22 protein-coding genes are annotated in these 23,105 nt (G+C 72.5%); 10 read left to right on the top strand and 12 right to left on the bottom strand.

Translation table 11 applies throughout. The features are described from left to right. Positions 1-10 precede the first annotated feature (10 nt). Together ACQP00_RS17690 and ACQP00_RS17685 are read right to left on the bottom strand one after the other, a co-directional pair. Positions 11-571, bottom strand: coding sequence for a hypothetical protein (locus ACQP00_RS17690; RefSeq protein WP_433220337.1), 561 nt, complete (start codon positions 569-571; stop codon positions 11-13). 74 nt (positions 572-645) lie between these two features. Beyond that, positions 646-1,029 (bottom strand): PPOX class F420-dependent oxidoreductase, encoded by a 384-nt coding sequence (locus ACQP00_RS17685; protein ID WP_433220335.1) that lies wholly within the window; start codon positions 1,027-1,029, stop codon positions 646-648. Between the two features lie 75 nt (positions 1,030-1,104). Between ACQP00_RS17685 and ACQP00_RS17680 the strand changes: the two genes are divergently transcribed. The 6 genes from ACQP00_RS17680 (at position 1,105) to ACQP00_RS17655 (ending at position 8,236) form a co-directional block, all read left to right on the top strand. Then, the gene (locus tag ACQP00_RS17680; protein WP_433220334.1) at positions 1,105-1,980 is read left to right on the top strand and encodes a PhzF family phenazine biosynthesis protein; all 876 of its coding nucleotides are present in this window, start codon (positions 1,105-1,107) and stop codon (positions 1,978-1,980) included. A 66-nt stretch (positions 1,981-2,046) separates the two neighbouring features. Beyond that, a complete protein-coding gene (locus ACQP00_RS17675; protein ID WP_433220332.1) occupies positions 2,047-3,834 on the top strand; it encodes a family 16 glycoside hydrolase in 1,788 nt (595 codons plus the stop codon). A 55-nt stretch (positions 3,835-3,889) separates the two neighbouring features. Continuing rightward, positions 3,890-5,560: an alpha-keto acid decarboxylase family protein gene (locus tag ACQP00_RS17670; RefSeq protein ID WP_433220330.1), complete on the top strand. Its 1,671-nt coding sequence runs from the start codon at positions 3,890-3,892 to the stop codon at positions 5,558-5,560. 47 nt (positions 5,561-5,607) lie between these two features. Then, positions 5,608-6,864, top strand: a complete 1,257-nt coding sequence (locus ACQP00_RS17665; protein ID WP_433220328.1) for an Nramp family divalent metal transporter — start codon at positions 5,608-5,610, stop codon at positions 6,862-6,864. 20 nt (positions 6,865-6,884) lie between these two features. Then, entirely contained in the window at positions 6,885-7,094 is a 210-nt protein-coding gene (locus tag ACQP00_RS17660) for a hypothetical protein (RefSeq protein WP_433220326.1), read from the top strand. After that, a complete protein-coding gene (locus tag ACQP00_RS17655) occupies positions 7,094-8,236 on the top strand; it encodes an oxalate decarboxylase family bicupin (protein ID WP_433220324.1) in 1,143 nt (380 codons plus the stop codon). The genes ACQP00_RS17660 and ACQP00_RS17655 overlap by 1 nt, the downstream gene beginning before the upstream one ends. A 27-nt stretch (positions 8,237-8,263) precedes the next feature. On the opposite strand, the gene ACQP00_RS17650 is transcribed toward ACQP00_RS17655, so the two are convergent. Genes ACQP00_RS17650 through ACQP00_RS17630 form a run of 5 tightly spaced genes read right to left on the bottom strand, consistent with a single transcriptional unit; the run spans position 8,264 to position 13,364 of the window. After that, on the bottom strand, positions 8,264-8,791 hold the full coding sequence (locus ACQP00_RS17650) for a DUF6886 family protein (RefSeq protein ID WP_433220322.1): 528 nt from the start codon (positions 8,789-8,791) through the stop codon (positions 8,264-8,266). Beyond that, a complete protein-coding gene (locus ACQP00_RS17645) occupies positions 8,791-9,579 on the bottom strand; it encodes a hypothetical protein (RefSeq protein WP_433220320.1) in 789 nt (262 codons plus the stop codon). Before ACQP00_RS17645 ends, ACQP00_RS17650 begins: the two co-directional genes overlap by 1 nt. A gap of 49 nt (positions 9,580-9,628) precedes the next feature. Continuing rightward, positions 9,629-10,633 carry a C-terminal binding protein gene (locus ACQP00_RS17640; RefSeq protein ID WP_433220318.1) on the bottom strand — a complete coding sequence of 335 codons (1,005 nt, stop codon included), beginning with the start codon at positions 10,631-10,633 and terminating at the stop codon, positions 9,629-9,631. Then, positions 10,630-12,486: a glycoside hydrolase family 15 protein gene (locus ACQP00_RS17635; protein ID WP_433220316.1), complete on the bottom strand. Its 1,857-nt coding sequence runs from the start codon at positions 12,484-12,486 to the stop codon at positions 10,630-10,632. Before ACQP00_RS17635 ends, ACQP00_RS17640 begins: the two co-directional genes overlap by 4 nt. Before the next feature lie 29 nt (positions 12,487-12,515). Beyond that, positions 12,516-13,364 (bottom strand): SDR family oxidoreductase, encoded by an 849-nt coding sequence (locus ACQP00_RS17630; protein WP_433220314.1) that lies wholly within the window; start codon positions 13,362-13,364, stop codon positions 12,516-12,518. Between the two features lie 113 nt (positions 13,365-13,477). On the opposite strand from ACQP00_RS17630, the gene ACQP00_RS17625 reads away from it, so the two are divergent. After that, positions 13,478-14,311, top strand: coding sequence for a hypothetical protein (locus ACQP00_RS17625; RefSeq protein WP_433220313.1), 834 nt, complete (start codon positions 13,478-13,480; stop codon positions 14,309-14,311). Here ACQP00_RS17625 and ACQP00_RS17620 read toward each other — a convergent pair. After that, positions 14,308-14,706 (bottom strand): GNAT family acetyltransferase, encoded by a 399-nt coding sequence (locus tag ACQP00_RS17620; RefSeq protein WP_433220311.1) that lies wholly within the window; start codon positions 14,704-14,706, stop codon positions 14,308-14,310. The two genes, ACQP00_RS17625 and ACQP00_RS17620, sit on opposite strands and share 4 nt — an antisense overlap. Next, positions 14,703-15,245 (bottom strand): TetR/AcrR family transcriptional regulator, encoded by a 543-nt coding sequence (locus tag ACQP00_RS17615; RefSeq protein WP_433220309.1) that lies wholly within the window; start codon positions 15,243-15,245, stop codon positions 14,703-14,705. Before ACQP00_RS17615 ends, ACQP00_RS17620 begins: the two co-directional genes overlap by 4 nt. A 59-nt stretch (positions 15,246-15,304) precedes the next feature. On the opposite strand from ACQP00_RS17615, the gene ACQP00_RS17610 reads away from it, so the two are divergent. Continuing rightward, positions 15,305-15,667 carry a nitroreductase/quinone reductase family protein gene (locus ACQP00_RS17610; protein ID WP_433220307.1) on the top strand — a complete coding sequence of 121 codons (363 nt, stop codon included), beginning with the start codon at positions 15,305-15,307 and terminating at the stop codon, positions 15,665-15,667. Here the strand turns inward: ACQP00_RS17610 and ACQP00_RS17605 are convergent. Continuing rightward, the gene (locus tag ACQP00_RS17605; protein ID WP_433220305.1) at positions 15,652-18,600 is read right to left on the bottom strand and encodes a glycosyl hydrolase; all 2,949 of its coding nucleotides are present in this window, start codon (positions 18,598-18,600) and stop codon (positions 15,652-15,654) included. The genes ACQP00_RS17610 and ACQP00_RS17605 overlap by 16 nt on opposite strands. Positions 18,601-18,773: 173 nt before the next feature. Between ACQP00_RS17605 and ACQP00_RS17600 the strand changes: the two genes are divergently transcribed. Then, positions 18,774-19,307, top strand: a complete 534-nt coding sequence (locus ACQP00_RS17600; protein WP_433220303.1) for a GNAT family N-acetyltransferase — start codon at positions 18,774-18,776, stop codon at positions 19,305-19,307. Here ACQP00_RS17600 and ACQP00_RS17595 read toward each other — a convergent pair. Then, positions 19,268-21,322, bottom strand: a complete 2,055-nt coding sequence (locus tag ACQP00_RS17595; protein WP_433220301.1) for an MMPL family transporter — start codon at positions 21,320-21,322, stop codon at positions 19,268-19,270. The two genes, ACQP00_RS17600 and ACQP00_RS17595, sit on opposite strands and share 40 nt — an antisense overlap. A 104-nt stretch (positions 21,323-21,426) precedes the next feature. Further along, positions 21,427-22,035, bottom strand: a complete 609-nt coding sequence (locus ACQP00_RS17590) for a DJ-1/PfpI family protein (RefSeq protein WP_433220300.1) — start codon at positions 22,033-22,035, stop codon at positions 21,427-21,429. Positions 22,036-22,130: 95 nt separating this feature from the next. Between ACQP00_RS17590 and ACQP00_RS17585 the strand changes: the two genes are divergently transcribed. Continuing rightward, the gene (locus tag ACQP00_RS17585; protein WP_433220298.1) at positions 22,131-23,045 is read left to right on the top strand and encodes a GlxA family transcriptional regulator; all 915 of its coding nucleotides are present in this window, start codon (positions 22,131-22,133) and stop codon (positions 23,043-23,045) included. Positions 23,046-23,105 lie beyond the last annotated feature (60 nt).

Genomic DNA, 23,105 nt, shown 5'->3' with positions numbered 1-23,105 from the left:
GCGAACATTGTCACCGACCGATGCCAGCGACACTTCCGTGCAGGGCGGGCCGGTAGCCGGCGGCCAGCGCGGCCACCGACGAGGGCGGGGTGAGCAGGTCGGCGCGGGCGGGCAGCGGGCGCGGCGGGCCGTAGCCGGTGCTGGTCCACGGCAGGAACCGCTCCCCCGCGACCAGCCCGGCGGTGCCGTCGTGGCGGACCATCGCGCCGGTGGGCAGCCCGGCGCACTCGACCGGGCGGGTGCGCTGGCGGCGGGTCCGCGGCTCGACCCGCTCGGCGTGCAGCCGGGCGTCCATCTCGTGCGCCCACGGCCGCCGGGTGAGCCCCGCCGCGGCCCGCCAGGCCTCGGCGTAGGCGAGGAAGTCGGCGCGCCGGCAGTACGCGCACGGCCGGTGCCCGGCGGCCAGCGCGGTCGCCTCGTCGAGGAAGAACAGCGCCGTCCAGCGGCCCGGCGGCATCGGGTCGCGGCGGACGTCCTTCCAGGTCAGCGTGCAGCAGATCCAGAGCTTGGAGCGCCAGCGGGCGGTGCCCAGCCGGTGGCCGGGGCCGTGCAGGCAGCCGCGGTTGCCCATCAGCGTGCCGCGGGCGGGATCGGCGACGATCTCGCCCGTCGGCAGGACGCGATTCTGCAGGGGCCGCTCGGCGATCAGCCCAGGCCGATCTTCTGGTGGTCGGGCTCGATGACCGCGATGATGCGCTCCTGGCTGCGGTCATAGGGCCCGCCGGTGTACTTCGCGGCCACCCGGTCGATCATCGCCCAGCCCTCGTCGCCGTCGATCCAGCGGGTGACCCGGCCGCGGACGATGACCGGCTGGTAGGGGTTGTCGGGAGTGGCGATCGACACCGCGACCCGCGGGTCGTGGCGCAGGTTGCGGGCCTTGCGCGAGTCCGGGCCGGTGAAGAACACGACGGCGTCGCCGTCGGTGCCGATCCACACGGGTGAGGTGTGCGGGGCGCCGTCCGGGGCGACCGTGGCGACGTGGGCGAGCGGGGTGCCGTCGAGCACGCGGCGGACGTCGGCTTCAAGCATCGTCGGGCTCCTTCGGAAGCGGGCTGCACGAACGAGTAGTGGGCGGTGTCCCCCGCGAACTCTACCGTCGGCGACGTGTACGGATATGTGATCGCCGACGTCTTCACCGAGACGGCCCTGGAGGGCAACCCGCTCGCCGTGGTGCCCGACGCGGCCGGGCTGACCGCCGAGTGCATGCAGCGCATCGCGCGCGAGATGAACCTGTCCGAGACGACGTTCGTCCTGCCGCCGCTGGCCGGCGGGGACGTGCGGGTGCGCATCTTCACCCCGGTCGGCGAGCTGCCGTTCGCCGGGCATCCGACGTTCGGCACGGCGGCGGTCCTCGCGGCGACCGGCCACAGGAGCGTGCACAAGGGAGCCCTGCGCATGGAGACCGGGATGGGTGTGGTGCCGTTCCGGTTCGTCGGCAGGACCCGGAGCGGCAGGACGCGCAGCCGGCGCTCGCTCACCGCGCGCATGCTGCAGCCGATCCCGGTCTGGGAGCCGTACGCCCGAGCCGAAGCACTCCTGGCCGCGCTCGGCGTCGAGCGGTCCACGCTGCCGGTCGAGGTGTACCGCAACGGCCCCCGGCACGCGTTCGTCGGCCTGGACAACGTTGAGCAGCTGTCGGCGCTGCGGGTGGACCTGCGCGCCCTCGCCGAGCACGACGACCTCGCGGCGAACTGCTTCGCCCCCACCGACGACCCCCTGGTGTGGCGGGCCCGGATGTTCTCGCCCGCGTACGGGGTGACCGAGGACGCCGGCACCGGCTCGGCCGCCGGCCCGCTGGCCCTGCACCTCGGCCGGCACGGGATGGCCCCGCTCGGCGGCGCGATCACGGTGCGCCAGGGCGTCGAGATGGGCCGGCCCTCCACGATCCGGGCCCGGGTGACGATGGCCGGCGACCGCGTCGAGCAGGTCGAGATCGCCGGCAGCGCCGTGGTCGTCGCCGACGGGAGGCTCTACGTCTGAAACCTGCAACAAACCTGCAAACGCCGCGTATTGCCCCCAGGAATGCGCTTTCCTACATTCAATAACATGAATAGAAACCTCAAGTGGCTGGTCGCCGGAGGAGCGGCCGTGGCCCTGGCCGCCGCCACGCAGGTCGCGTTCGCCGCCACGACGTTCAGCGCGACCTTCGAGGACGGCTCCACCAGCGGCTGGTCGAAGTCCGGCGGCACCTGGAGCGTCGTCACCGACGGCAGCAAGGTGCTGCAGCAGTCCAACGCCGGCAGCGAGAACGCCCGCGACTTCGCCGGCGACAGCGGCTGGACCGACTACACCGTCCAGGCGAGCGTGAAGCCCCTCGCGCTCGGCTCGGGCGGGTTCGCCGGCCTGCTGGCCCGCTCGACCGGGGCGACCACGTTCTACCGGCTCGCCCTGCTGCCCGGCAACCAGGTCCAGCTGCAGGCGGTGAACTCCGGCTCGGTGACCGTCCTGGCCGGCCGATCGCAGACCGTCGCCACCGGCACGTGGTACACCCTCGCCATCACCGCGACCGGCAGCTCCGTCAGCGCGTCGGTGAACGGCACGACGATCGGCACCGCCACCAACAGCTCGATCGCCAAGGGCCGGATCGGGCTGCAGACCGCCTACTCCAGCGCCAGCTTCGACAACGTCACCGTCACCACCGGCGGCACCACGAACCCGACGCCGACGCAGACCACACCGTCACAAAGCGCGAGCCCGACCCCGAGCTCGAGCCCGAGCCCGACGCCGTCGACGAGCCAGCCGCCGTCCTCCGCGCTCTACGTCGCACCGACCGGCAGCGCGAGCAACCCGGGGACGCAGGCCAGCCCGACCACCCTGGCCGCGGCGATCACCCGGGTGACGGCCGGCGGGACGATCTACCTGCGCGGCGGCACCTACAGCCAGTCGTCCACGATCACCATCGCGGCCGGCAACAACGGCACAGCGGGCGCGCTGAAGAACATCGTGGCCTACCCCGGCGAGACCCCGGTGCTCAACTTCGCCGCCCAGAGCGAGGATCCCGCCAACCGCGGCCTGGCCGTCAACGGCAACTACTGGCACCTCAGCGGGCTCGTGGTGGAGCGGGCGGGTGACAACGGCATCTTCGTCGGCGGCAGCAACAACACCGTCGAGCGGGTGGTGACCCGCTACAACCGCGACAGCGGCCTGCAGCTCTCCCGGATCGCCTCCGACACGCCCAAGGCGAACTGGCCCGCGAACAATCTCATCCTCAGCAGCGAGTCGCACGACAACGCCGACTCCGACGGGGAGGACGCCGACGGCTTCGCCGCCAAGCTCACCATCGGTACTGGCAACGTCTTCCGCTACGACGTCTCGCACAACAACATCGACGACGGCTGGGACCTGTACACGAAGACCGACACCGGCGCGATCGGCCCGGTCACCATCCAGGACTCCCTCTCCTACGCCAACGGCACGCTGAGCAACGGCACCGTCAACGCCAACGGCGACCGCAACGGCTACAAGCTCGGCGGCGACGACATCGCCGTCAACCACGTCGTCCAGCGCAGCATCGCGTACAAGAACGGGCATCACGGGTTCACCTACAACAGCAACCCGGGCGCCATGACGATCTCGAACAACCTGTCCATCGACAACGCCGAGCGCAACTTCTCGTTCGACGCGGGCAGCTCGACGTACCGGAGCAACACCTCGTGCCGGTTCGCCGGTGGCGGCTCGAACGACAAGACGATCGGCAACAGCGACAGCTCCAACCAGTGGTGGACGGGCACCAACGGGTCGCGCTGCGCCAACTTCAGCGGCGCGCTCGCCTGGTCGTTCGCCTCCGACGGTCACCTCGTGGTCACCCTCGGCGGGCGGACCGTCAGCCTCTGACCGCAACCACTCCCCCGCCCCGCGTACGACCGGCGGGGCGGGGTAGTCGCGCGCGATGACGGATTGCACGATCGGCGAGTACCTCCTCACGCGGTTGCGCGAGGTCGGCATCCGGCACGTGTTCGGCGTGCCCGGCGACTACCAGCTCGAGTTCCTCGACCAGCTCGAGGCGGCCGACGGCCTGGAGTGGGTCGGCAACTGCAACGAGCTCAACGCGGCCTACGCCGCTGACGGCTACGCCCGGCTCAACGGCATCGGGGCGGTCGTCACCACCTTCGGCGTCGGTGAGCTCAGCGCGCTCAACGGCGTCGCCGGATCGTACGCCGAACGGGTCCCGGTGGTGTCCATTGTGGGCACCCCGGCGACGTTCGTGGTGCGCGAGCGGCAGCTGGTGCACCACACCGCGGGCGACGGCGACTTCACCCGGGCCGCACGGTGCGCCGCGGAGTACACGGCGGGACAGGCCCTGCTGGACCGGGACAACGCCGGGTCGGAGATCGACCGGCTGCTGCGCCTGTGCTGGCTGGAGAAGCGTCCCGTGTACCTCATGCTCCCCTCCGATGTCGCCGGTCAGCTGATCGCGGCCCCGGCGGCGCCGCTCGACCTGCCGGAGCCGTCCTGCGACCAGGCGATGCTGGCCCGCTTCGCCGCCGAGGCGCGGGAGCGCGTCCGGACCGCGGACTCGGTGGCGATCCTCGTCGGGCCGGGCGTCGACCGCTACCGGCTCGGCCCGCAGCTGCTCACCCTGGCCGAGGCGCTGGGCTGCCCGGTGGCCACGCTGAGCAGCGCCAAGGGCGTCTTCCCGGAGACCCACGACCAGTTCGTCGGCGGGTACGCGGGCGCGCTGAGCTCCCCCGAGGCCCGGGCCGCGATCGAGGACGCCGACTGCCTGCTCGCCATTGGATGTCAGTTCACCGATTCGGTGACCGGCGGCTTCTCCCAGCACCTCGACCCCGACCGGATGATCGAGCTGCACGCGGTGGCGGCCGACATCGCCGGGACGCCGTTCGCCCACGTGTGCATGAAGGACGCGCTCGCCGTGCTGGCCCGCGCGCCCGAGCGCACCGGCCGCGGCCCGGTCACCCACCGGCGCATCCCGTCCAGCCCGGAGCCGATCACCGGCCAGCCGCTCGTCCAGGACCGGTTCTGGCCGCTGGTCGCCGGCTTCGTCCGCCCCGGCGACGTCATCGTGGCCGACCAGGGCACCTCGTACTTCGGCTTCGCGGCCCAGCCGATGCCCCGCGACTGCGCGTTCATCGGGCAGCCGCTGTGGGGGTCGATCGGGTACACGCTGCCGGCCCTGCTCGGCACCATGCTCGCCGCCCCGGACCGCCGCCACGTCCTGCTCATCGGCGACGGCTCCTTCCAGCTGACCGCGCAGGAGCTCGCGACGATCCTGCGCCTCGGCCTGAACCCGGTCATCGTCCTGGTCAACAACGACGGGTACACCGTGGAACGCTGCATCCTCGGCGAGCACGCGGCCTACAACGAGATCGGCACCTGGCGGTACGACCGGCTGGTCCAGGCCTTCGACCCGCAGGACCGCGCCGTCACGGTGACCGCGAGCACCGAGGACCAGCTCGCCGCGGCGCTGGACAAGGCGGCGTCGACCCGCGACCGCGCCGTGTTCATCGAGGCCCGGATGGGCGCCCTGGACGCCCCGGAGCCGCTGATGCGCCTGGGCAAGGCCTTCGCCCGGGCCGACTACCACCACGCACCCGTATAACCGATTGAGGTGAGGCAGGTGTCCGGGCGACGGTCCACCGTGGACTCATGGACCAGGTCGCGGTCGCTGAACGGCCCGTACAGTCCCGAAAACCCCGCCTGACGCCGCTCGTCGGACCGGCCGTCGTCGCCGCCGTGGCCTATGTCGATCCGGGCAATGTGGCCACGAACCTCACGGCCGGGGCCACGAGCGGGTATCTGCTGGTGTGGGTGGTCGTCGCGGCGAGCCTGGTGGCGCTGCTGGTGCAGTTCCAGGCGGCCAAGCTCGGCGTGGCGACCGGGCGGAGCCTGCCGGAGCTGTGCCGGGAGCGGCTGCCGCGCTGGGCCGGCCTGCTGTTGTGGGGGCAGGCCGAGCTGGTGGTGCTCGCCACCGACCTGGCCGAGTTCGTCGGGGCCGCGATCGGCCTGAAGCTGCTGTTCGGGCTGCCCGTCCCGGCGGCCGCGGTGATCACCGCGGTGGTCTCGATGGTCCTGCTGGAGCTGCGCCGCCGCGGCCGCCGCCGGTTCGAGGTGTTCACCGCCGGCGCCCTGCTGCTGGTCGGGGCCGGGGTGCTCTACGACGTCGTCGCGGTCGGGCACCAGTCCGCCGCCGGGCTGGCCGGCGGGCTCGTGCCCCGCCTCGACGGCGTCGGCAGCGCGCTGCTGGCGATGGGCATCGTCGGCGCGACCGTCATGCCGCACGCCATCTACCTGCACTCGGCGCTCGCGGTGCGGCCCGAGTTCCGGGTCGCCGACGCGATCGGCGGGCGCACGCCCCGGCTGGTGCGCCGGGCGCTGCGGCTGGACTGCGGGGTCGCGCTGGGCGGGGCGGCGGTGGTCAACGTCGCGATGATCGCGCTCGGGGCCGGCCTCGGCGCGCTCACCGCCGGCGGCTGGACCGGTGACATCATCGCCGCCCACGGCGAGATCGCGGCGCGGGTCGGCGGGGCCGCGGCCCTGGCGTTCGCCGTCGCGCTGCTCGCCTCCGGTGTCTCCTCGTCCGGGATCGGCACGCTCGCCGGGGACTTCGTGATGCAGGGCTTCCTCGGCTGGCAGATCCCGAGCCGGGTCCGCCGCCTGCTCACCATGTTGCCGGCGATGGCCGCGCTGCTGCTGGGCGCGCCGCTCACCGCGATGCTGGTGCTGAGCCAGATCGTGATCTCACTGGGCGTACCGGTGGCGCTGTTCCTGCTGGTGTATTTCTGCCGGGACCGGGCGCTGATGGGCGGGCTCGTCAACGCCCGGGCCACGACCCGGGTGGCGGCGAGCGCCGGGTTCGTGGTCGCCGCCGTCGGGCTCTCGCTGCCGGTCCTGCTCCTGCTCTGATCGTCCGATGTGGAGTGTCCATGCCCTCCGTCGTCTGTCTGCGCGTGCGATCCATCGGCTTCGCCCTGGCCGCCGTCGGCGCCCTGGCGCTCGGTGCCGCTCCCGTCGCCGTGCTCGCGTTGTGCTTCGCCGCCGCCGCGATCCCCGCGGCCGTCGCAATGTCCGGAGGTGTACCGCACGTGCGCGCCCTCTGCGGCCTGCGGCACACCGAACCCCAGAAGGAGCGTTGATGAGCAACCCCGAACGCATTCCGCAGCCCGAGCGCGGGCTGAAGGGCGGCCCCGACGTCGGGCCGCGCAACGTCGCCCTGGACCGGCAGAACCCCGACCTGCTCGCCCCGCCGTCGACCGACCGCGGCACGCTGCCGAACCTCAAGTTCTCGATGTCGATGGCGCACACGCGCATCGAGGACGGCGGCTGGACCCGCGAGGTGACCCAGCGCGAGCTGCCGATCGCCAGCGAGCTCGCCGGCGTCGACATGGCGCTCGACCCGGGCGCGTACCGGGAGCTGCACTGGCACAAGCAGTCCGAGTGGGCGTACGTGCTGTCGGGCAGCTGCCGCATCGGCGCCGTCGACCAGGAGGGCCGCAACTTCCTGGAGGACGTCGAGAAGGGCGACCTGTGGTTCTTCCCGCGCGGGGTGCCGCACCACATCCAGGCGCTCGACGAGGGTGTGGAGTTCCTGCTCGTCTTCGACGACGGCCAGTTCTCCGAGAACGCCACGTTCATGATGAGCGACTTCTTCGCGCACACGCCGCGGTCGGTCATCGCCAAGAACTTCGGCTGGACGCCGGAGCAGCTGGACCGGCTGCCGGAACGTGAAAAGTACATCTTTTCCGGCCAGGTTCCGCCACCGCTCGAACGCGACCAGGTGGTCAGCCCGACCGGTGACGTACCGCGCACGTTCAAGCACCGGATGCTGGCGCAGGAGCCGGAGTACTTCAACGGCGGCAAGGCCCGCGTGGTCGACTCGACCAACTTCTCCGCCGCCGACTCGATCTGCGCCGCGCTCGTCGAGATCGACCCGGGCGGCCTGCGCGAGCTGCACTGGCACCCGACCGACGACGAGTGGCAGTACTACATCTCGGGCCAGGGCCGGATGGGCGTCTTCGCGAGCTCGGGCGAGAACGGGACGTTCAACTACCAGGCGGGCGACGTCGGCTACGTGCCGTTCGCGTACGGCCACTACGTCGAGAACACCGGCAACGAGCCGCTGGTGTTCCTGGAGATGTTCCGCAACCCGAAGTTCGAGGACATCTCACTGAGTCAGTGGATGGCGAACACGCCGCCCCAGGTGTCCGCGGACACCCTCAACCTCCCGCGCAACGTGGTCGAGTCCATCCCGAAGACCAAGGCCCGCATCACCGCCTGAGATCGCCGGTGCAACGGCCCCGTCCACTCACGGACGGGGCCTCGCATTTCTCAGACGGATCCCGCTGTACCGCATGCTGCTCGCCACAACCGCATCCCAGAACGGCCACACGTTGTCGAGCAGCCGCAGCTGGATGCCGGCCGCTTCGTGCAGCCGCAGCAGGTCCCCCACCGGCTCGGCCGGCCCCAGCGGCACGACGGTCTCGGTGGCGACGAACGCGTGCCGCTCGAACGGCCGGAATTGCGTGATGTCGAACCGGTACGCGTACAACCGCGTCGTGCGCATCGCCTCCAGCCAGCCGAACTCGATGGCGTGCACCCGGTCGCCGCAGCCGGCCCCGGCGATGCGCTCCCGGTCCTCGTCCGTGGTGCCGTCGCCCGTCCAGGCCATCGCGCGCGGGCACTGCCGCGGGAACCAGTAGTCGGGCGCGCGCTCGGCGTCGACGGCCCAGACGTACGCCTCGGGCTGCTGCGCGGTGGCGGCGACGTGCGGCGCGAACCGCTCGATCCGCGGGTCCTCGGAGAAGTGCAGGACCTCGCCGGGCCCGGGGCGCATCAGGACTCGCCGGGTGCGACGTCCAGCAGGTACCAGTTGCCCTCCACGAACGCGGCGGACAGCAGCACCCGCCACCCGACCCGCGCCAGGCCCGCGATCCCGGCCGGCACCGCGACGGCGCCGATGCCCTCGAACGTGACCTCGCCCTGCCCGACGGCGGTGATGGCGCGGGGCTCGTCCTCGACCATCTCCTCGGCCAGCTCGACCAGCTCCGCCGGATCGGGGGCCTGCGGGTCGTCGGCGATGTGCTCACCCAGCGCCTCGACGAAGGCTTCGATGGAGTTGGCAGCCGCCGCCGGGACCGCCGCCGGGACCGCCGCCGGAACCGCCGCCGGGACGGCGTTCTTGACCCGGACCGGCACGGCGTTCGCGGACGGCGGGGCCTTCTCGATCGCCGCGATCGCCAGGGCGAGGTCGGCGAGCTGCCCCTTGCGGGGGTCCACGGCCGGGGCGACCAGCGCCTGGGCCTGGGTCAGCTCCTCGTACTCGCCGGACCAGCGCCAGGTGACCCGGTGGCGTCCGGCCGCGGCCTTGAACCGCTCCCGCAGCTCGCCGTCGCCGCCCCGGCGCACGTAGTCGTTGTGCACCCGCACCTCGACGGCGGTCGGCCGGGTCAGCGCCTCCAGGCCGGTGATGACGGCGGTGATCGCCATCCGGTCGGCGGACGCGCCGGGCTCGGCGCCCTGCAGCTCGCGCCGGTGCGCGCCGAAGGTGAGCACCACCGCCCAGGCCCCGGCACCGCCGGCCGCGTGCAGCAACGCCTGTTGGGAAGTCTGCTGATCCGCCACCGGCCCATCTTGCCACCCGCCCCGGGCGGCGGGCCCGCGACGTGCGGTCCTAACCGACGGTGTTCACCGGAGAACGCGGCGGGCGGCCGGTGAGCACCCGGACGGCCTCCTGGGTCGCGATCGCGCGAACATCGCGCAGGGACTGCTCGGAGTAGTGCGCGGCGTGCGGCGTGATCACCGTGTTGTGCAGGCTGAGCAGCGGGTTCACCGGCCGCCAGTCGCGCTGCTGGGCCGGCTCCTCCTCGATGTCGTCCAGCGCCGCGGCGGCGATCGTGCCGACGGCCAGGGCGTCGGCGAGGGCGGCGTCGTCCACGATCGGGCCGCGGGCGGTGTTCACCAGCGTCGCCGTCGGCTTCATGCGGGCCAGGGTGGCGCGGTCGAACAAGTGGTGGGTGTCCGGCGTCAGCGGGGCCTGGATGACCAGGTAGTCGGACTCCTCGACGAGCGTGTCGAACGAGACCGGCGCCACGCCCGCCTCCCGAATCCGGGCCGGGTTCACGTAGGGGTCGTGCGCGCGCAGGTCCACGCCGAACGGTCGGGCCCGCTGCGCGATCAGCTCGGCGACGGCGCCGAAGCCCAGGATGCCGAACACCCGGCCGCGCAGCCGCCAGATCGGCTCGCCGGTCTGCCAGCGCCACTCGCCGGCCCGGGCCGCCGCGTCGTACTCGTTGATCTTCCGCGCGGCGCACAGCCACAGCGCGATCGCGTGGTCGGCGACCTCCTCCGCGCACCAGTCGTTCGGGGCGTTGGTGACCTGGATGCCGTGCCGGGTGGCCGCGTCCACGTCGACGATGTCCACGCCGGTGCCGTACCGGGCGATCACCCGGCAGTTCGCCAGCTCGTCGATCGCCGTCGCGCCGATGTGCGCGTACTGCGTGAGGATGCCGTCGGCGTCGCGGCCGTACCGGATGACCTCCTCCTCGCTCCGGCACTGCCGCGCGTCGAGGGCGAACCCGGCCTCCTCGGCGATGGCGCGCTCGATGTCGACGTCGCCGAAGTCCGAATCGGCGATCATGATGGTGCCTCGCTCGAGCGAGCGGCCGGTGCGGGTCACGCGGCAGTCCCTTCGTGGGCACGATCCTCCGTCGCGTGCTGTCGCGCGCGGGCGAGGTTGACCCCGCTGGCGATGACGCCGATGTGGCTGAACGCCTGCGGGAAGTTGCCGGCGAGCTCCCCGGAGCCCGGGTCGATCTGCTCCGAGAGCAGGCCGAGCGGGCTGGCCCGGCCGCACAGCGACGCGTAGAGCGCCTCGGCCTCGTCGAGGCGCCCCTGGCCGGTCAGGTTGTCCACGAGCCAGAAGCTGCAGAGCAGGAAGGCGCCCTCGTCGCCGGGGAGGCCGTCCGGGGATTCGTCGTGGCGATAGCGGTACAGCAGGCCGTCGCCGGCGCCGAGACGCTCGGTGACGGCCCTGGTGGTCGCGACCATCCGCGGGTGGCCGGCCGGGACGACGTGCCGCAGCGGCAGGGCGAGCAGGCTCGCGTCGACGCCGCCGGGCCCGTCGAGGTGCCCGCCGATCGTCTGCGCCCGCTCGTCCCAGGCGTCCTCGACGATCGCGCGGCGGATCTCGGCGGCCGTGGACCGCCAGGCGGGGACGGGGCCGGGGAGCCCGAGCCGCTCGGCCATGCCGGCCGCGCGGTCGAGCGCGACCTGGCACAGGGCGGCCGAGTACGTGAACACCCGGCCCTCGTTGCGCACCTCCCACAGGCCCTGGTCGGGGTGGCGCCAGGTGCGGGCGGCGCCGTCGGCCAGGCCGGCCAGGCGGCTCCAGAGCCCGGGTTCGACGTGCCCACCCGCGCGGGACCACTGGTCGGCGCAGTCGAGGATCTCGCCGTACACGTCGTGCTGGCGCTGGTCGGCGGCCCCGTTGCCCCAGCGGACCGGGGTCGAGCCGCGGTACCCGCCCAGCGCCGCGTCGATCCGCTCGTCGGGGACCGGCCCGCCGGCCAGGGTGTACATGATCCGCGGCTCGCGGCTCTGCTCGAACGCGTCAAGGACCCAGCCCAGGAACGCGTCGGCCTCCTCGCCGAAGCCGATGCGCCGCAACGCGAACACGGCGAACGCGGCGTCCCGGATCCACGCGTAGCGGTAGTCCCAGTTGCGCACCCCGCCGACCGGCGCCGGCAGCGACGAGGTGGGCGCGGCGGCGACCGAGCCGTCGGCCCAGTGGTCGCAGAGCTTGAGCGTGACCGCGGCCCGGCGGACCATCGCCTCCTGCGGCCCGTCGTAGGCGAACCCGGTCATCCAGCCCCGCCAGGCCGCGGCGGTCTGCCGGAGGCTGGCGTCGGCGTCGAGCCGGTGGTGGCGGTGGATCCGGCCCCACGACAGCACCAGCTCCACGCGGTCGCCGCGGCCGAGCTGGTAGCGGTTGTGCAGCCCGCCGTCGAGCGGATGGCTGGAGCGCAGGTGCAGCCGGACCCCGGGCAGCCGCGCGGCCCGGATCTCCAGCCCGCCCAGGGCGGCCCGGGCGGTGGCGCCCCCGCGCGGCTCCACGTCGACGTGCAGTTCCACGGTCCCGTCGAGCACCTCGGCCAGGCGGACCAGCTCACTCCGGTCGGCGGGGGTGTCGTCGGTCAGGTCGGCCCCGGAGCGCAGCGCGAGCGCGTCGGTGAGCCGCACCAGGCCGGTCGGGGTGCGCAGCTCCGTCACGAGGACGCCGGTGTCGCTCTGGTACCGCTGCCGAGCCTCCACCACCCCCGCCGGCGCGACGCCGAACCGCCCGCCCCCGGCCGCGTCGAGCAGCCCGCAGAACAGCGGCTCGGCGTCGAAGCCGGGCACGCACAGCCAATGGACGCCGCCGTCGAGCCCGACCAGGGCGGCGGTCGCGCCGTCCCCGATCAGCCCCAGGTCCTCCAACGGCGGGTGCCCGTCACGCCGGCGCGGCGGACGGAACCGCGGTTCCCCATCCACGCGGCGGTGCCTACCCGGCCTCCCGGGGACTACACCGCGACCATCGTCTCGGGCTGCATGTCGTACGAGGACTGCAGCTGCGCGGGCCGCGTCCCCAGCCCATCGGTGGTTCTGCGCTCCCACGGCACCTGCTGCAGGTGCTTGGTCTCCTCGATCATCGACTTCGGTTCGAGGTTGCGGAACGCGTCGACCTCGCCGGCCGCGACCGCGGTCATCGTGGCGAACACCGGCTCGGGGTCGAACTGCGCCCGCGGGAACGCGAGCTTGGAGTAGTCGAAGAGCCGCTCCGACGGGTCGTCCTCCCAGCTCTGCCAGGTCTGGAACATCCGGTCGTTGAAGCCGGTCAGGAACGGCCCGGGGTTCACGGTGGCCACCTCGACGCCGAACTCCTGCAGCTCCATCGCCATCGTCTCGGCGATCGCCTCGATCGCGTGCTTGGACGCCGCGTAGATGCCGGTGAACGGGTTGACGTTGAGCCCCTCGCGGGACGAGACCCAGACGATGCGCCCCTTGCCCCGCTTGACCATCTGCTTGGCGATGCCCTGGGTCAGCAGCAGCGGCCCGGTCACGTTGGTCTCGAACTCCCGGCGGATGTTGGCCCCCGGGATGTCGAGCGTCGAACCGCCCTCGCCCACCCCGGCGTTGTTCACCAGCACCTCGACGCCCCACGACAGCGCCTTGCGGCGGTCCCCGTCGTCGGTGACGTCGAGCTTCTCCACCTGCAGCCGCACCCCGCGCCGCTCCGCCTGCCGCTTGAGGGTCTGCACCTGGGCCCAGATCTCCACGGAGGCGATGACGTCGAAGCCCTTCTCGGCCAGGCGCATCGCCACCTCGTGCCCGAACCCGGTGCCGCATCCTGTGATGAGTACCTTGGTCACGCCCGGTGGTACCCGCCCGGTCGGCCGCTACCGGCCGCGGACCCGAATCACCCGGCCCGGCGTCGTGGCCGTGGCCTGCTGGCGCCGGGCCTGGGGGCGGGTAGATTCGCAGCGTGAAGACCCTGAGGCGGCATGCGCTGCGCCGCGGTGACCTCGACGCCGGGACCGTTCCGGTGCCCGAGGAGTGCGACGGGGCGGCCACCGTCGTGCTCGAGCACAAGCTGCACGGGGTCACGCCGGGGCGGTACACCTTCGACGCCGAACTCGACGGGGACACCGTGAACGTGGCGTGGCCCGAGGACGTGCAGGTCGGCGTGCTCGTGGCGATCTCCTGGCAGCCGGCCCGGCGGCAGATCGTGCTGCGCACCAAGCCGCTCGACGAGCCGTTGCGGGTCGACGGGGTCGCCTACTTCCACGCGTACGACCCGCTGACGGTCACCCACGAGTTCCGGCCGGCCAGTTCGAACCGGGGCAAGGTGCTCGACGCGGTGCGCCGGCACGGGCGGGCGTTCCCGGACGGCAGCACGGTGTTCCCGGAGGCCGACCTGGTCAAGCGGGCCGGGCTGGGCAAGGGCACCCGCGGCACCTTCCTGCTGCGCAACGCGATCGACCAGCTCATCCGGGAGGGGTACGTCACCCGCGTCGACGGCAGCCTCGACGCCGGCGGGCAGCCCACCTTCCCGCCGGCGCCCGGCGCCGAGGTGCTGCCGATGCTGTTCTACGCGCCGCTCATCGACCCCGCGACCCGCCCGGACGTGGAGGAGCACGACCCGTCCAACCGGCACGAGCACTGGGTCACCGGCTTCACCCGCAAGCTGCAGCCCGGCACCCGCCCGTCCCCGCGCGCCCTGGCCCTGCACCGCCAGGCGATCGACAACGGCCAGTTGCCCGACGAGCCGCTGCCCGACGGCTACACGTTCGTGAAAAAGCACCACCGCAACGGCTAGAGGGGCTTCGTGCACACCACATCCGGCACCGGCAGATAGCCCAGCGACTGCCAGAAGCCCAGCCCGGCCGCGTTGTCCGGCAGCACGAACAGGTTGACCCGCGGGCACCCGAGCGCCTTGAGCCGCAGTTCGAGCTCGGCGACGAGCCGCGTGGCGATCCCCAGGCGGCGGTGCGCCGGGTCGACCGCGAGGCGCAGGATGAACCCGCGCCGCCCGTCGTAGGTGCCCATCACCACACCGGCTACCGCGCCGCCGGCCTCGGCGACCAGGAACAGCTCCGGGTCGCGGGTCAGCTTGGCCTCCAGTTCGGCCCGCGGCAACGGCTCGCTGCCCACCGCCCGCCAGATGGCCACCACGGCGTCGTAGTCGTCCCAGCCGAACGCGCGAATGCTCATGCGGCCGCGAACCCGTCGAGCAGATACGTCACCAGGCGGGCCGAATCGTCGACGCCGCAGTTGGCCTGGAGCACCACCAGCAGGTCGCCGGGCTTGAAGTCCGGCCGCAGCCTTCCCGCCGCCTGGGCACGGTGGACAAGCTCGGCGAAGGCGGCCAGCCCCCGCTGGAGTTCGTGCTCCAGGTCCACGAGGTGCGGGAACGCCTCGAGCACGGCGGCGCTGAACCCGCGGTCGGCGGCCTGCATCGCGCAGACGCGCCTGATGACGGTACAAAATCCGCGCCATGGGTCTGGGTCCTTGAGGGCGTCGTCGAGGACCGTGCCGCAGGCCGCGAACTGCTCGGCGAACACCTCGGAGACGAGCGCCTCGCGGGTCGGGAACCGGCGGTAGAGCGTGGCCACCCCGACCTCCGCGTGCCGGGCGATCGCCGCCATCGGCACGTCGATGCCCCGCTCGGCGAACAGGGCGCCGGCCACCTCGACGATCCGGTCGCGATTCTGGCGCGCGTCAGTGCGCAACTGAGAGACGCCGTGGCTCATGTCGATCACTTTAGGCACAACTGGACGGGGGTCTCCACTTGGCCGGTACGGTGGCGGTCGTGGAGCTTCCCAAGAACACCGTCCGCCGGGTGAACGCCTGCGTGCTGCGGCTGCGCGACTCGCCGCGGTTCGGCCGGATGGTGCGCCGGCATCTGACCGTGGTCACGTACACCGGGCGGCGCTCGGGCCGGACGTTCAGCACGCCGGTCGGGTACCGGCGCGACGGGGACACGGTGCGCATCGGCGTCCAGGTGCCGGACGCGAAAACGTGGTGGCGCAACTTTCTCGGCGCCGGCGGCCCGATCGGCCTGCACCTGGACGGCGAGGACCGATCGGGCCACGCGGTGGCGCACCGCGACGGGAAGGGGCGGGTCAGCGTCACCGTGACGCTGACCCGCCCCTCGGATCAGGAAACCGCGTAGGGGATGGTGAGCGTCGACTGGTTGCCGTTGGCGGCGCTCGCATCCACCCGGACGGTGGTGTTCGCGTTGCCGATGGCGTTCCACACTTCCAGGCGGACGCAGCCGCCGCTCATCGCCGACAGCGTGCCCGACGACGAGCTGAGCCCGACCGCCTGGGTGTACTGCTCGGTGCCGGTGACCGGGTCGGTGGCGAAGTAGCGGTACGTCTCGACCCGGCCGTAGGTGCCGCCGCCGGTGAAGTCGTACGACACCCGGGCCTGGATGCCCTGCCCGACCGCGGTTCCGGCGTCGACGTGGAACGCGAACTGCGTCGCCCCGCCGTTGAGGCTGCCGGTGATGCCGCACGTCCGGTAGGTGACCGGGTTGTGCGGAGTGCCGTCGTAGTTGCCGTTCGCGGCCGTGACCGTCTGCGTGGTCGCGCCGCCGCCGGCCGTGGTGCTGAAGGCCGGGCCGCTGCGCAGGAACAGCTTGTTGGCGCCGACCGGCGGCTGGGAGGTCGGCGGCTGGGAGGACGGCGGCTGTGAAGAAGGCGGCTGTGAAGAAGGCGGCTGTGAAGAAGGCGGCTGGGACGTCGGCGGGTTGCTCGTGCCGTTGCCACCGCTCCAGGTGTACGCCCCGTTCGTCGCCGTCTTCCCCGCGCCCACGATCAGCGTGTGGCCGTCGGAGAACGTCACCGTGAGCGCCGACGTGCCGAGGTTGGTCGCGGCGTACGTGCGCGCGCCGTTCTTCGTGAACACCGCGTACAGCGGCGTGTTCGCGGTCACCGAAGTGTCCACTGTGCCCAGTGCGGCGAGGTTGCGGATCCAGTGGAAGGTGTGCGCCTTGCTCTCGCCTTCTTCCGGGGTGTACCCCGCGTTGTTCCGGAAGTTCGCCAGCGCCTGATCGCCGTTGCCGAGCGCCTGGAACGACCACAGCACGTCCTGCCACACCGTGGGCGGGCCGCCGTTGTTGGTCGTCATCTCGTTGTAGTTGGTCGCGATGTAGCCCGGCTTGTAGCCCAGGTAGAACGATCCGCCGGTCACCGGGAGCATGTTGATGCCCTGGATCATCTCCGGCTCGGCGCTGAACCAGGTCGCGTAGGCGCCGCCGTCGCCCCAGACCATGCCGACGGTGTTGTGCGCGAACGTCGACGGGAAGTTCTGGTTGGACGAGTCGAACCAGTATTCCTGGATCGCCTGCGCCTGCGTGGTGTAGATGTACAGGCCGGCGTCGCGCATCGTGGTGTTGCCGGTGGCGATGCCCCACTGGATGAGCGCGTTGGCGAAGTTCATGCCCTCCGACGACGACTCCTGGTTGTTGCCGGCGCCGAACGAGCCGTGCCCGGACGCCCAGTCGTGGCCGGCGTAGATGTCGAAGTCGCGCAGGAACGGGAACATGGCGTCATTGCGGTCCGGGCTGTTGGCGTCCCGGATGAGCAGGTTGACCATGCCGCCGTACGCGCTGGTGGCCGCCCACGCCTTGTCGAACTTGGCGAGCGTGGCGGCGGCCGCGATGTAGTAGCCGTAGTGGAAGTGGTGGTCGTTGAGCTCCTGGTCGGAGCCGTACGACGCCGGGTAGCCGATGAGCGTGCCCCAGGCCTGGTTGTACGCGAACAGGCGGCCGGACTCGCCGGAGCCCGCGGTGAACCAGTCGGTGAGGCGGGTGCGGATCGCGCTCAGCAGCGCGTCGCGCTGGCTGGTGCGGCCGAGCTGGTCGGCGAGTTCGGCGGCGCGGGCGGCGCGGCCGAGGCCCTTGCCGGTCCAGTACGTGTCGTTGCCGAACGCGGCGAGCGGGTCGCCGGTCGCGACCTGGTCGAGGTACCCGCCGACGGTGCTCAGGTCGGCGCCGGACGAGTCGGCGACGGCCGGGATCTCGGGCAGGACGCCCTGGTACTTCGTGGCCGTGGTGAACGCGCCGGCCCCGGTGAGCACCTTCATGGCGCCGCGGGCGGACACGTACGTCTGCGCGATCGGGGTCGAGCCGGACAGGTTCTTCCACTGGTGCGGGTACAGCGCGAGCACCGTGCCGGAGCCGGTGCCCTCCCGGGCCGTGGTGGTGAACGTGTACGTGGCGTTCACCGTGCTCGTGGACTGGTTGAAGCTCCACGCGACGCGGGTGCCGGTGACGTGGTTGTGCGCGTACTGGCCGTAGGTGTTGGCCAGGGCGGTGCGGTCCGCGGCGGACGTCGACGTGGTGGTCGGCAGCAGCGCCACCGAGAAGTAGTTCTTGCCGGCGAGCGTCGAGGTGATGTTCGCACCGCTCACCGTCCACGTGGCCCCGGTCGGCGCGTAGGCCATGTAGTCGTGGCCGCGGACCGTGAAGCCGATCCGGTTGCCGCTGTTGGTCCACACGCTCGGGGCGCCGCCGAAGGACAGCTGGGCGTTGCCGCCGGAGGTCTGGGCGTACACGAACGGGATTCCGTGGCCGATCGTGGTCTTCAGCGCGCGGGTGCCGTCCGACCACGAGGGCGTGACGGTCCAGTCGGTCCAGCCGTCGACGAGGGTGCTGGGCGCGTTGAGGCCCGTCACGCCGAGGGTGAATTCCGTCGTGTACGGGAAGTGGTACTCCCCGACGCCGGTGGCCGTGCCGGAGATGGCGGCCTCGGTGGTGTACGAGACGCCGAGGCCGTTGTTTGCGGGCTTGAAGGCCATCGGGTGGGCCTCGAGCGGCAGGCTGTAGTTGCAGTCCGTCCGTTTGAACAACAGCGACGACCACCAGTCGTTGGTGGGCACGGCGCCGGCGGGGGCGTTGGCGGTGACGTACTGGCGGGGGTTGGTGGCGATGCTGCCGCAGCCGGTCGGGCCGGTGGTGCCGGCCGGGTTGCTGGTGGCGTACGAGCCGGAGCCGAGGGTGGCGGCCTCGGCGCTGGGCAGGACGACGAACGTGAGGGCGGTGGCGACTGCGGCGAGGGCGAGGGCGCCGGCGACGACGGGCCGGCGTCTGGGTATGCGCATTGATGGACTCCGTGGGATCGAAGTGGGCGGCTTCGGGGGGTCCTTGCGAATTCTGCGCACCAAATGCGACCAGTGTCAATGACGGGTTTGTGGAGAGCGCTCTCAATCGTCGCCCTGAGCTGGGAAAATGTCATGAGAGCGCTTTCAGCCAAGTGGCCCGTTAGGCTGGTGCCATGTTCAGCGTCGCACTGGGCGAGGGGGCGCAGTTGCGCCCGCTGGAGCCGTGGCAGGCCGAGGAGTTCCTCGCGCACATGGACCGCGCGCGGGCGGCCGTCGACCCGTGGATCCCGTGGGCGTCGGTGAGCACGGACCTCGACTCGGCAAGGGCCACCCTGCAGCGCTACGCCGACCTGCAGGCCCGCGACGCCGGCCGGCTGTTCGGCATCTGGCTCGACGGCACGCTCGTGGGCGGCACGATGTTCGTGAGCTTCAACGCCGACGCGGGCAAGGCCGAGATCGGCGTGTGGCTGGAGCCCGCCGGGCAGGGCCGGGGCCTGGTCACCCGGGCCGTGCGGGTGCTCATCGACTGGGCGTTCACGACGCGGGGCCTGCACCGCCTGGAGTGGAAGTGCCGGCCCGACAACGCCGCGAGCTCCGCGGTCGCGAAGCGGCTCGGCATGCGGCTGGACGGGGTGCTGCGGGACGAGTACCTGTACCGCGGGGAGCGCTACGACACCGAGATCTGGTCCCTGCTCTCCTCCGACTGAGGCTGGGCGACCCGCGCCGGCCACCAGAAGCGGTCGCCGAGCAGCAGCGCGAGGGCGGGCACGACGATCGTGCGCACGATGAGCGTGTCGAGCACGACGCCGATGCCGACGATGACGCCGATCTGGGTGAGCACGATGACCGGCAGCACGCCGAGCACCGCGAACACCGCCGCGAGCAGGATGCCGGCCGAGGTGATCACGCCGCCGGTGGTCGCCAGCGCGCGCACCATGCCCTTGCGGGTGCCCCGGTGCGCGGCCTCCTCCCGGGCCCGGGTGGCCAGGAAGATGTTGTAGTCGACGCCCAAAGCCACCAGGAACAGGAAGGCCAGCAGGGGCACCGCGGTGCCGAGTGCCGGGATGTCCAGCACGTACCGCAGCACGAGACTGGCGGCGCCGAGGCTCGCCGCGAAGCTCACGACGACCGTGAACAGCAGCAGCAACGGAGCCACCAGCGAGCGCAGCAGCAGCACGAGGACGAGCAGGACCACGGCGAGCACGAGCGGTACCACCACGAAATCGTCGCGAAGGTTGGCGTCCCGCTCGTCGAGGTCGGCCGCGGGGTCGCCGCCGACGAGCGCGCCCGGGGTCCCCTTGAGCGCCGCGCGCAGGTCCTGGACCGTGCGATCGGCCGTCGCGGTGCCGGAGCCGCTGGTCAGGTCGACGTCGAAGGTGACCAGGGTGCCGTCGTCGGAGCGCTCGGGCGCGCCGACCTTGGCCACCCCGGCGACGCCCTTCGCGGCGGCCACGGCCTGGTCGGCGGCGGACGCGTCGACGATGACGGTGACCGGCTGGGCCGCCCCGGCGGGAAAATGCCGCGCGAGGGCCTCGGCGCCGGTGACCGACTGGACCTCGGTGCGGAACTGCTCGGTCTGCGACAGCCCGAGCTTCGTCCCGGCAAGCCCCGCCGCGAGCCCGGCGAGCAGCAGCACGGCGACGCCGAGCACGATCCGCGGCCGCCGCTCCACCCCGCCGGCGACCCGCGACCAGAACCCGGCGTGCGCGGGATCGTCGGAGCCGACGCGGGGTACGAACGGCCAGAACACCCCGCGCGGCAGGCACACCAGCGCGGCCGGCAGCACGATCAGCCCGAACGCGAGCGCCACGACCACCCCGAGCGCGGCCGCCGCGCCGAGCGTCCGGTTCGTGGTGAGCACCGCGAACAGCAGGGTGAGCAGCGCGAGCACCACGGTCGTGGCACTGCCGATCACGGCCGGCGCGGCGCCGCGCAGCGCGGTCGCCATGGCCTCGCGGCGGCTCTCGGTGCGGCGCAGTTCCTCGCGGTACCGCGCGATGAGCAGCAGCGCGTAGTCCGTCCCCGCCCCGAAGACGAGCACGGAGACGATCCCGCTGACCTGCCCCTCGGTGGGCTGCCCGGCGACCTTCGCCACCCAGGGCAGCAGCTTGGCCACCACCTGGTCGGCGGTCCCGATGACCGCGAGCGGAACGAGCCAGAGGATCGGGCTCCGGTACGTCACCAGCAGCAACACCGCCACGACGATCGCGGTCGCGGCGAGCAGCGTGAAGTCCGCCCCGTCGAACGCCGCCGAGATGTCGCGGGCGAAGGCCGGCCCCCCGGTCACGAGCACGGTCAACCCGTCCGGCGCCTGCACCTTGTCCAGCGCCGCGCGCAGCTGCTCGACCTCGCCGGCCACCTGCTCGATGCCGCCGCTCTCGAGCGGAACGGCCACCAGCACGGCCTGCTTGTCGTCGGACGGCACCGGCGGCGCCTGCGCGTTCACGGCCTGCCGGGCCCGCTCGACGGCCTGCATGTCGTCCGCGGTGAGCGGCCCGCCGGTGCGCTCGAACACGACGAGCGCCGTCTGCGTGCGCCCGCTCGGGAACCGGTCCTCGAGCTCGGTCACCCGCGTCGACTGCTTCCCGGCGGGCAGCCCGTCGGTGGCGCTGGCTGCGGGTTGCCCGGGCGACGTGACGAACGCGAGGGCGGTGAGCCCGACCGCGACGATCAGCACGAGGATCGCACCCAGACGCCCGGTGATCGCCGACGCAACCCGCATGACACACCCTTCTCGGGGCCGATATTTCGATGATGGAAATACTGCCCCCGAGTGATACCCCGCAAACGACTCCCGACGCAACTATCGACGCAACAGCTGTTCACTCACCGGTGCACGGTGCCGCGGCGCTCGTACTCGAACAGCGCTTCGACGGCCAGCGCGACCGGTGCGCCGTACTCGCGCTCGACCAGGTGCAGTCCCAGGTCGAGCCCGGAGGTCACGCCGCCCGCGGTGACCAGGTCGCCGTCGTCGACCACGCGGGCCCGCACGGCCCGCGCACCGGTGGCGGCGAGCGCGTCCATGCCGAGCGTGTGGGTGACGGCCGGGCGCCCGGCGAGCAGCCCGGCCAGGCCGAGCGCGAGCGACCCGCCACAGACGGCCGCGACGGTGATGCCCGGGTTCTCCATTGCCGAACGCACGAGCGGTACCGCCGCGGACTGCGCGAACTGGCCGAGCAGCAGGGGGATGGCGTCCGGCGCACCGCTCGCCCCCGGAACGATCACGTACCCGGGCGCGTCCGGGTCGATGGTGTCCGCCGCGTGCAGGGTGAGCCCGCGCGTCCCGCTCACCACCGCACCCGGACCGTCCGCCGCGACCAGCCGGACCTCGTCCTCCGCCCGCCCGGCCAGGTCGGCCCCGGCCGCGAGCACCTCGAACGGGGCGACGACATCCAGCGGGTCGAACCCGTCGAACAGCACAATCTGCATCAACATGCCCACATGCTCGCGCTCGCGCCTGGGGCCTCGACAGTGGCAGGATTGCCGTTGTCCGGCTGTTTCCTGCCAGCTCCCGCTTCCGGAGGCCCGCATTGCACACGGTGGCCGTCCTCGCCCTCCCCGACACGATCCCGTTCGACCTCGCGACCCCGATCGAGACCCTGGGCCGCCTCCCCGGCTACCGGGTCGAGGTGTGCGCCGCGACGCCGGCGGTGGCCGCGGGACCGATCCGCATCGCGGTCGAGCACGGGCTGGACGCCCTCGAACGGGCCGACACCGTCGTCGTCCCCGGACGTGACAGCTTCGACCCCCTGGACCCGGAGATCCTCGACGCCCTGCGCAAGGCCGCCGCGAACGGCCGGCGCATCGCGTCCATCTGCGTGGGCGCCTTCACCCTGGCCGAGGCCGGGCTGCTCGACGGCCTGCGGGCCACCACCCACTGGCTGGCGGCCGACGAGTTCCGCCGCCGCTTCCCCGCCGTCGAGCTGGATCCCGGCGTCCTGTACGTCGACTGTGGACAGTTCATCACCTCGGCCGGCGCCACCGCCGGCATCGACATGTGCCTGCATCTCGTCCGGCGCGACTTCGGCGCCGCGGCCGCCGCACACGCCTCCCGCCTCGCCGTCGCTCCCCTGCACCGGGACGGCGGCCAGGCCCAGTTCATCGCGCGGCCCACACCCCCACCGTCCGGCGCCGGCCTCGCCCCGGTCCTCGCCTGGCTGGAGGCGAACGCCCACCGGGACCTGTCGCTCGCGGACATCGCCGCGCAGGCCGGGCTGAGCGTCCGCACGCTCAACCGCCGCTTCCACGACGAGACGGGCCGCAGCCCGATCCAGTGGCTGGCCGCCGCCCGCATCCGCCGCGCCCAGGAACTCCTGGAGACCACCGGCCACGGCGTCGAACGCATCGCCCACCTGGCCGGCTTCCCGTCCCCGACGAACTTCCGCGAACAGTTCAAACGCACCACCGGCGTGACCCCGCAGGCGTACCGCGCAACCTTCACCTGAGCGTGCGCACCGAGCCGATGCACTACGTTGAGGCAGATCGGCAGCGGTCTACTGCAAGGA

The organism is Dactylosporangium sp. CS-047395, assembly GCF_050942185.1.
Lineage (GTDB): Bacteria > Actinomycetota > Actinomycetes > Mycobacteriales > Micromonosporaceae > Dactylosporangium.
The sequence above is the reverse complement of the archived record's forward strand: the minus strand, read 5'-3'. Positions and strand labels throughout refer to the sequence as shown.

Bases quoted from the DNA above. Each gene is read 5' to 3' on its own strand.
- ACQP00_RS17655 (WP_433220324.1), top strand. From the start codon at position 7,094: ATGAGCAACCCCGAACGCATTCCGCAGCCCGAGCGCGGGCTGAAGGGC.
- ACQP00_RS17685 (WP_433220335.1), bottom strand. From the start codon at position 1,029: ATGCTTGAAGCCGACGTCCGCCGCGTGCTCGACGGCACCCCGCTCGCC.
- ACQP00_RS17670 (WP_433220330.1), top strand. From the start codon at position 3,890: ATGACGGATTGCACGATCGGCGAGTACCTCCTCACGCGGTTGCGCGAG.
- ACQP00_RS17690 (WP_433220337.1), bottom strand. From the start codon at position 571: ATGGGCAACCGCGGCTGCCTGCACGGCCCCGGCCACCGGCTGGGCACC.
- ACQP00_RS17615 (WP_433220309.1), bottom strand. From the start codon at position 15,245: ATGAGCCACGGCGTCTCTCAGTTGCGCACTGACGCGCGCCAGAATCGC.
- ACQP00_RS17590 (WP_433220300.1), bottom strand. From the start codon at position 22,035: ATGTTGATGCAGATTGTGCTGTTCGACGGGTTCGACCCGCTGGATGTC.
- ACQP00_RS17675 (WP_433220332.1), top strand. From the start codon at position 2,047: ATGAATAGAAACCTCAAGTGGCTGGTCGCCGGAGGAGCGGCCGTGGCC.
- ACQP00_RS17595 (WP_433220301.1), bottom strand. From the start codon at position 21,322: ATGCGGGTTGCGTCGGCGATCACCGGGCGTCTGGGTGCGATCCTCGTG.
- ACQP00_RS17620 (WP_433220311.1), bottom strand. From the start codon at position 14,706: ATGAGCATTCGCGCGTTCGGCTGGGACGACTACGACGCCGTGGTGGCC.
- ACQP00_RS17605 (WP_433220305.1), bottom strand. From the start codon at position 18,600: ATGCGCATACCCAGACGCCGGCCCGTCGTCGCCGGCGCCCTCGCCCTC.
- ACQP00_RS17650 (WP_433220322.1), bottom strand. From the start codon at position 8,791: ATGCGCCCCGGGCCCGGCGAGGTCCTGCACTTCTCCGAGGACCCGCGG.
- ACQP00_RS17600 (WP_433220303.1), top strand. From the start codon at position 18,774: ATGTTCAGCGTCGCACTGGGCGAGGGGGCGCAGTTGCGCCCGCTGGAG.
- ACQP00_RS17660 (WP_433220326.1), top strand. From the start codon at position 6,885: ATGCCCTCCGTCGTCTGTCTGCGCGTGCGATCCATCGGCTTCGCCCTG.
- ACQP00_RS17665 (WP_433220328.1), top strand. From the start codon at position 5,608: ATGGACCAGGTCGCGGTCGCTGAACGGCCCGTACAGTCCCGAAAACCC.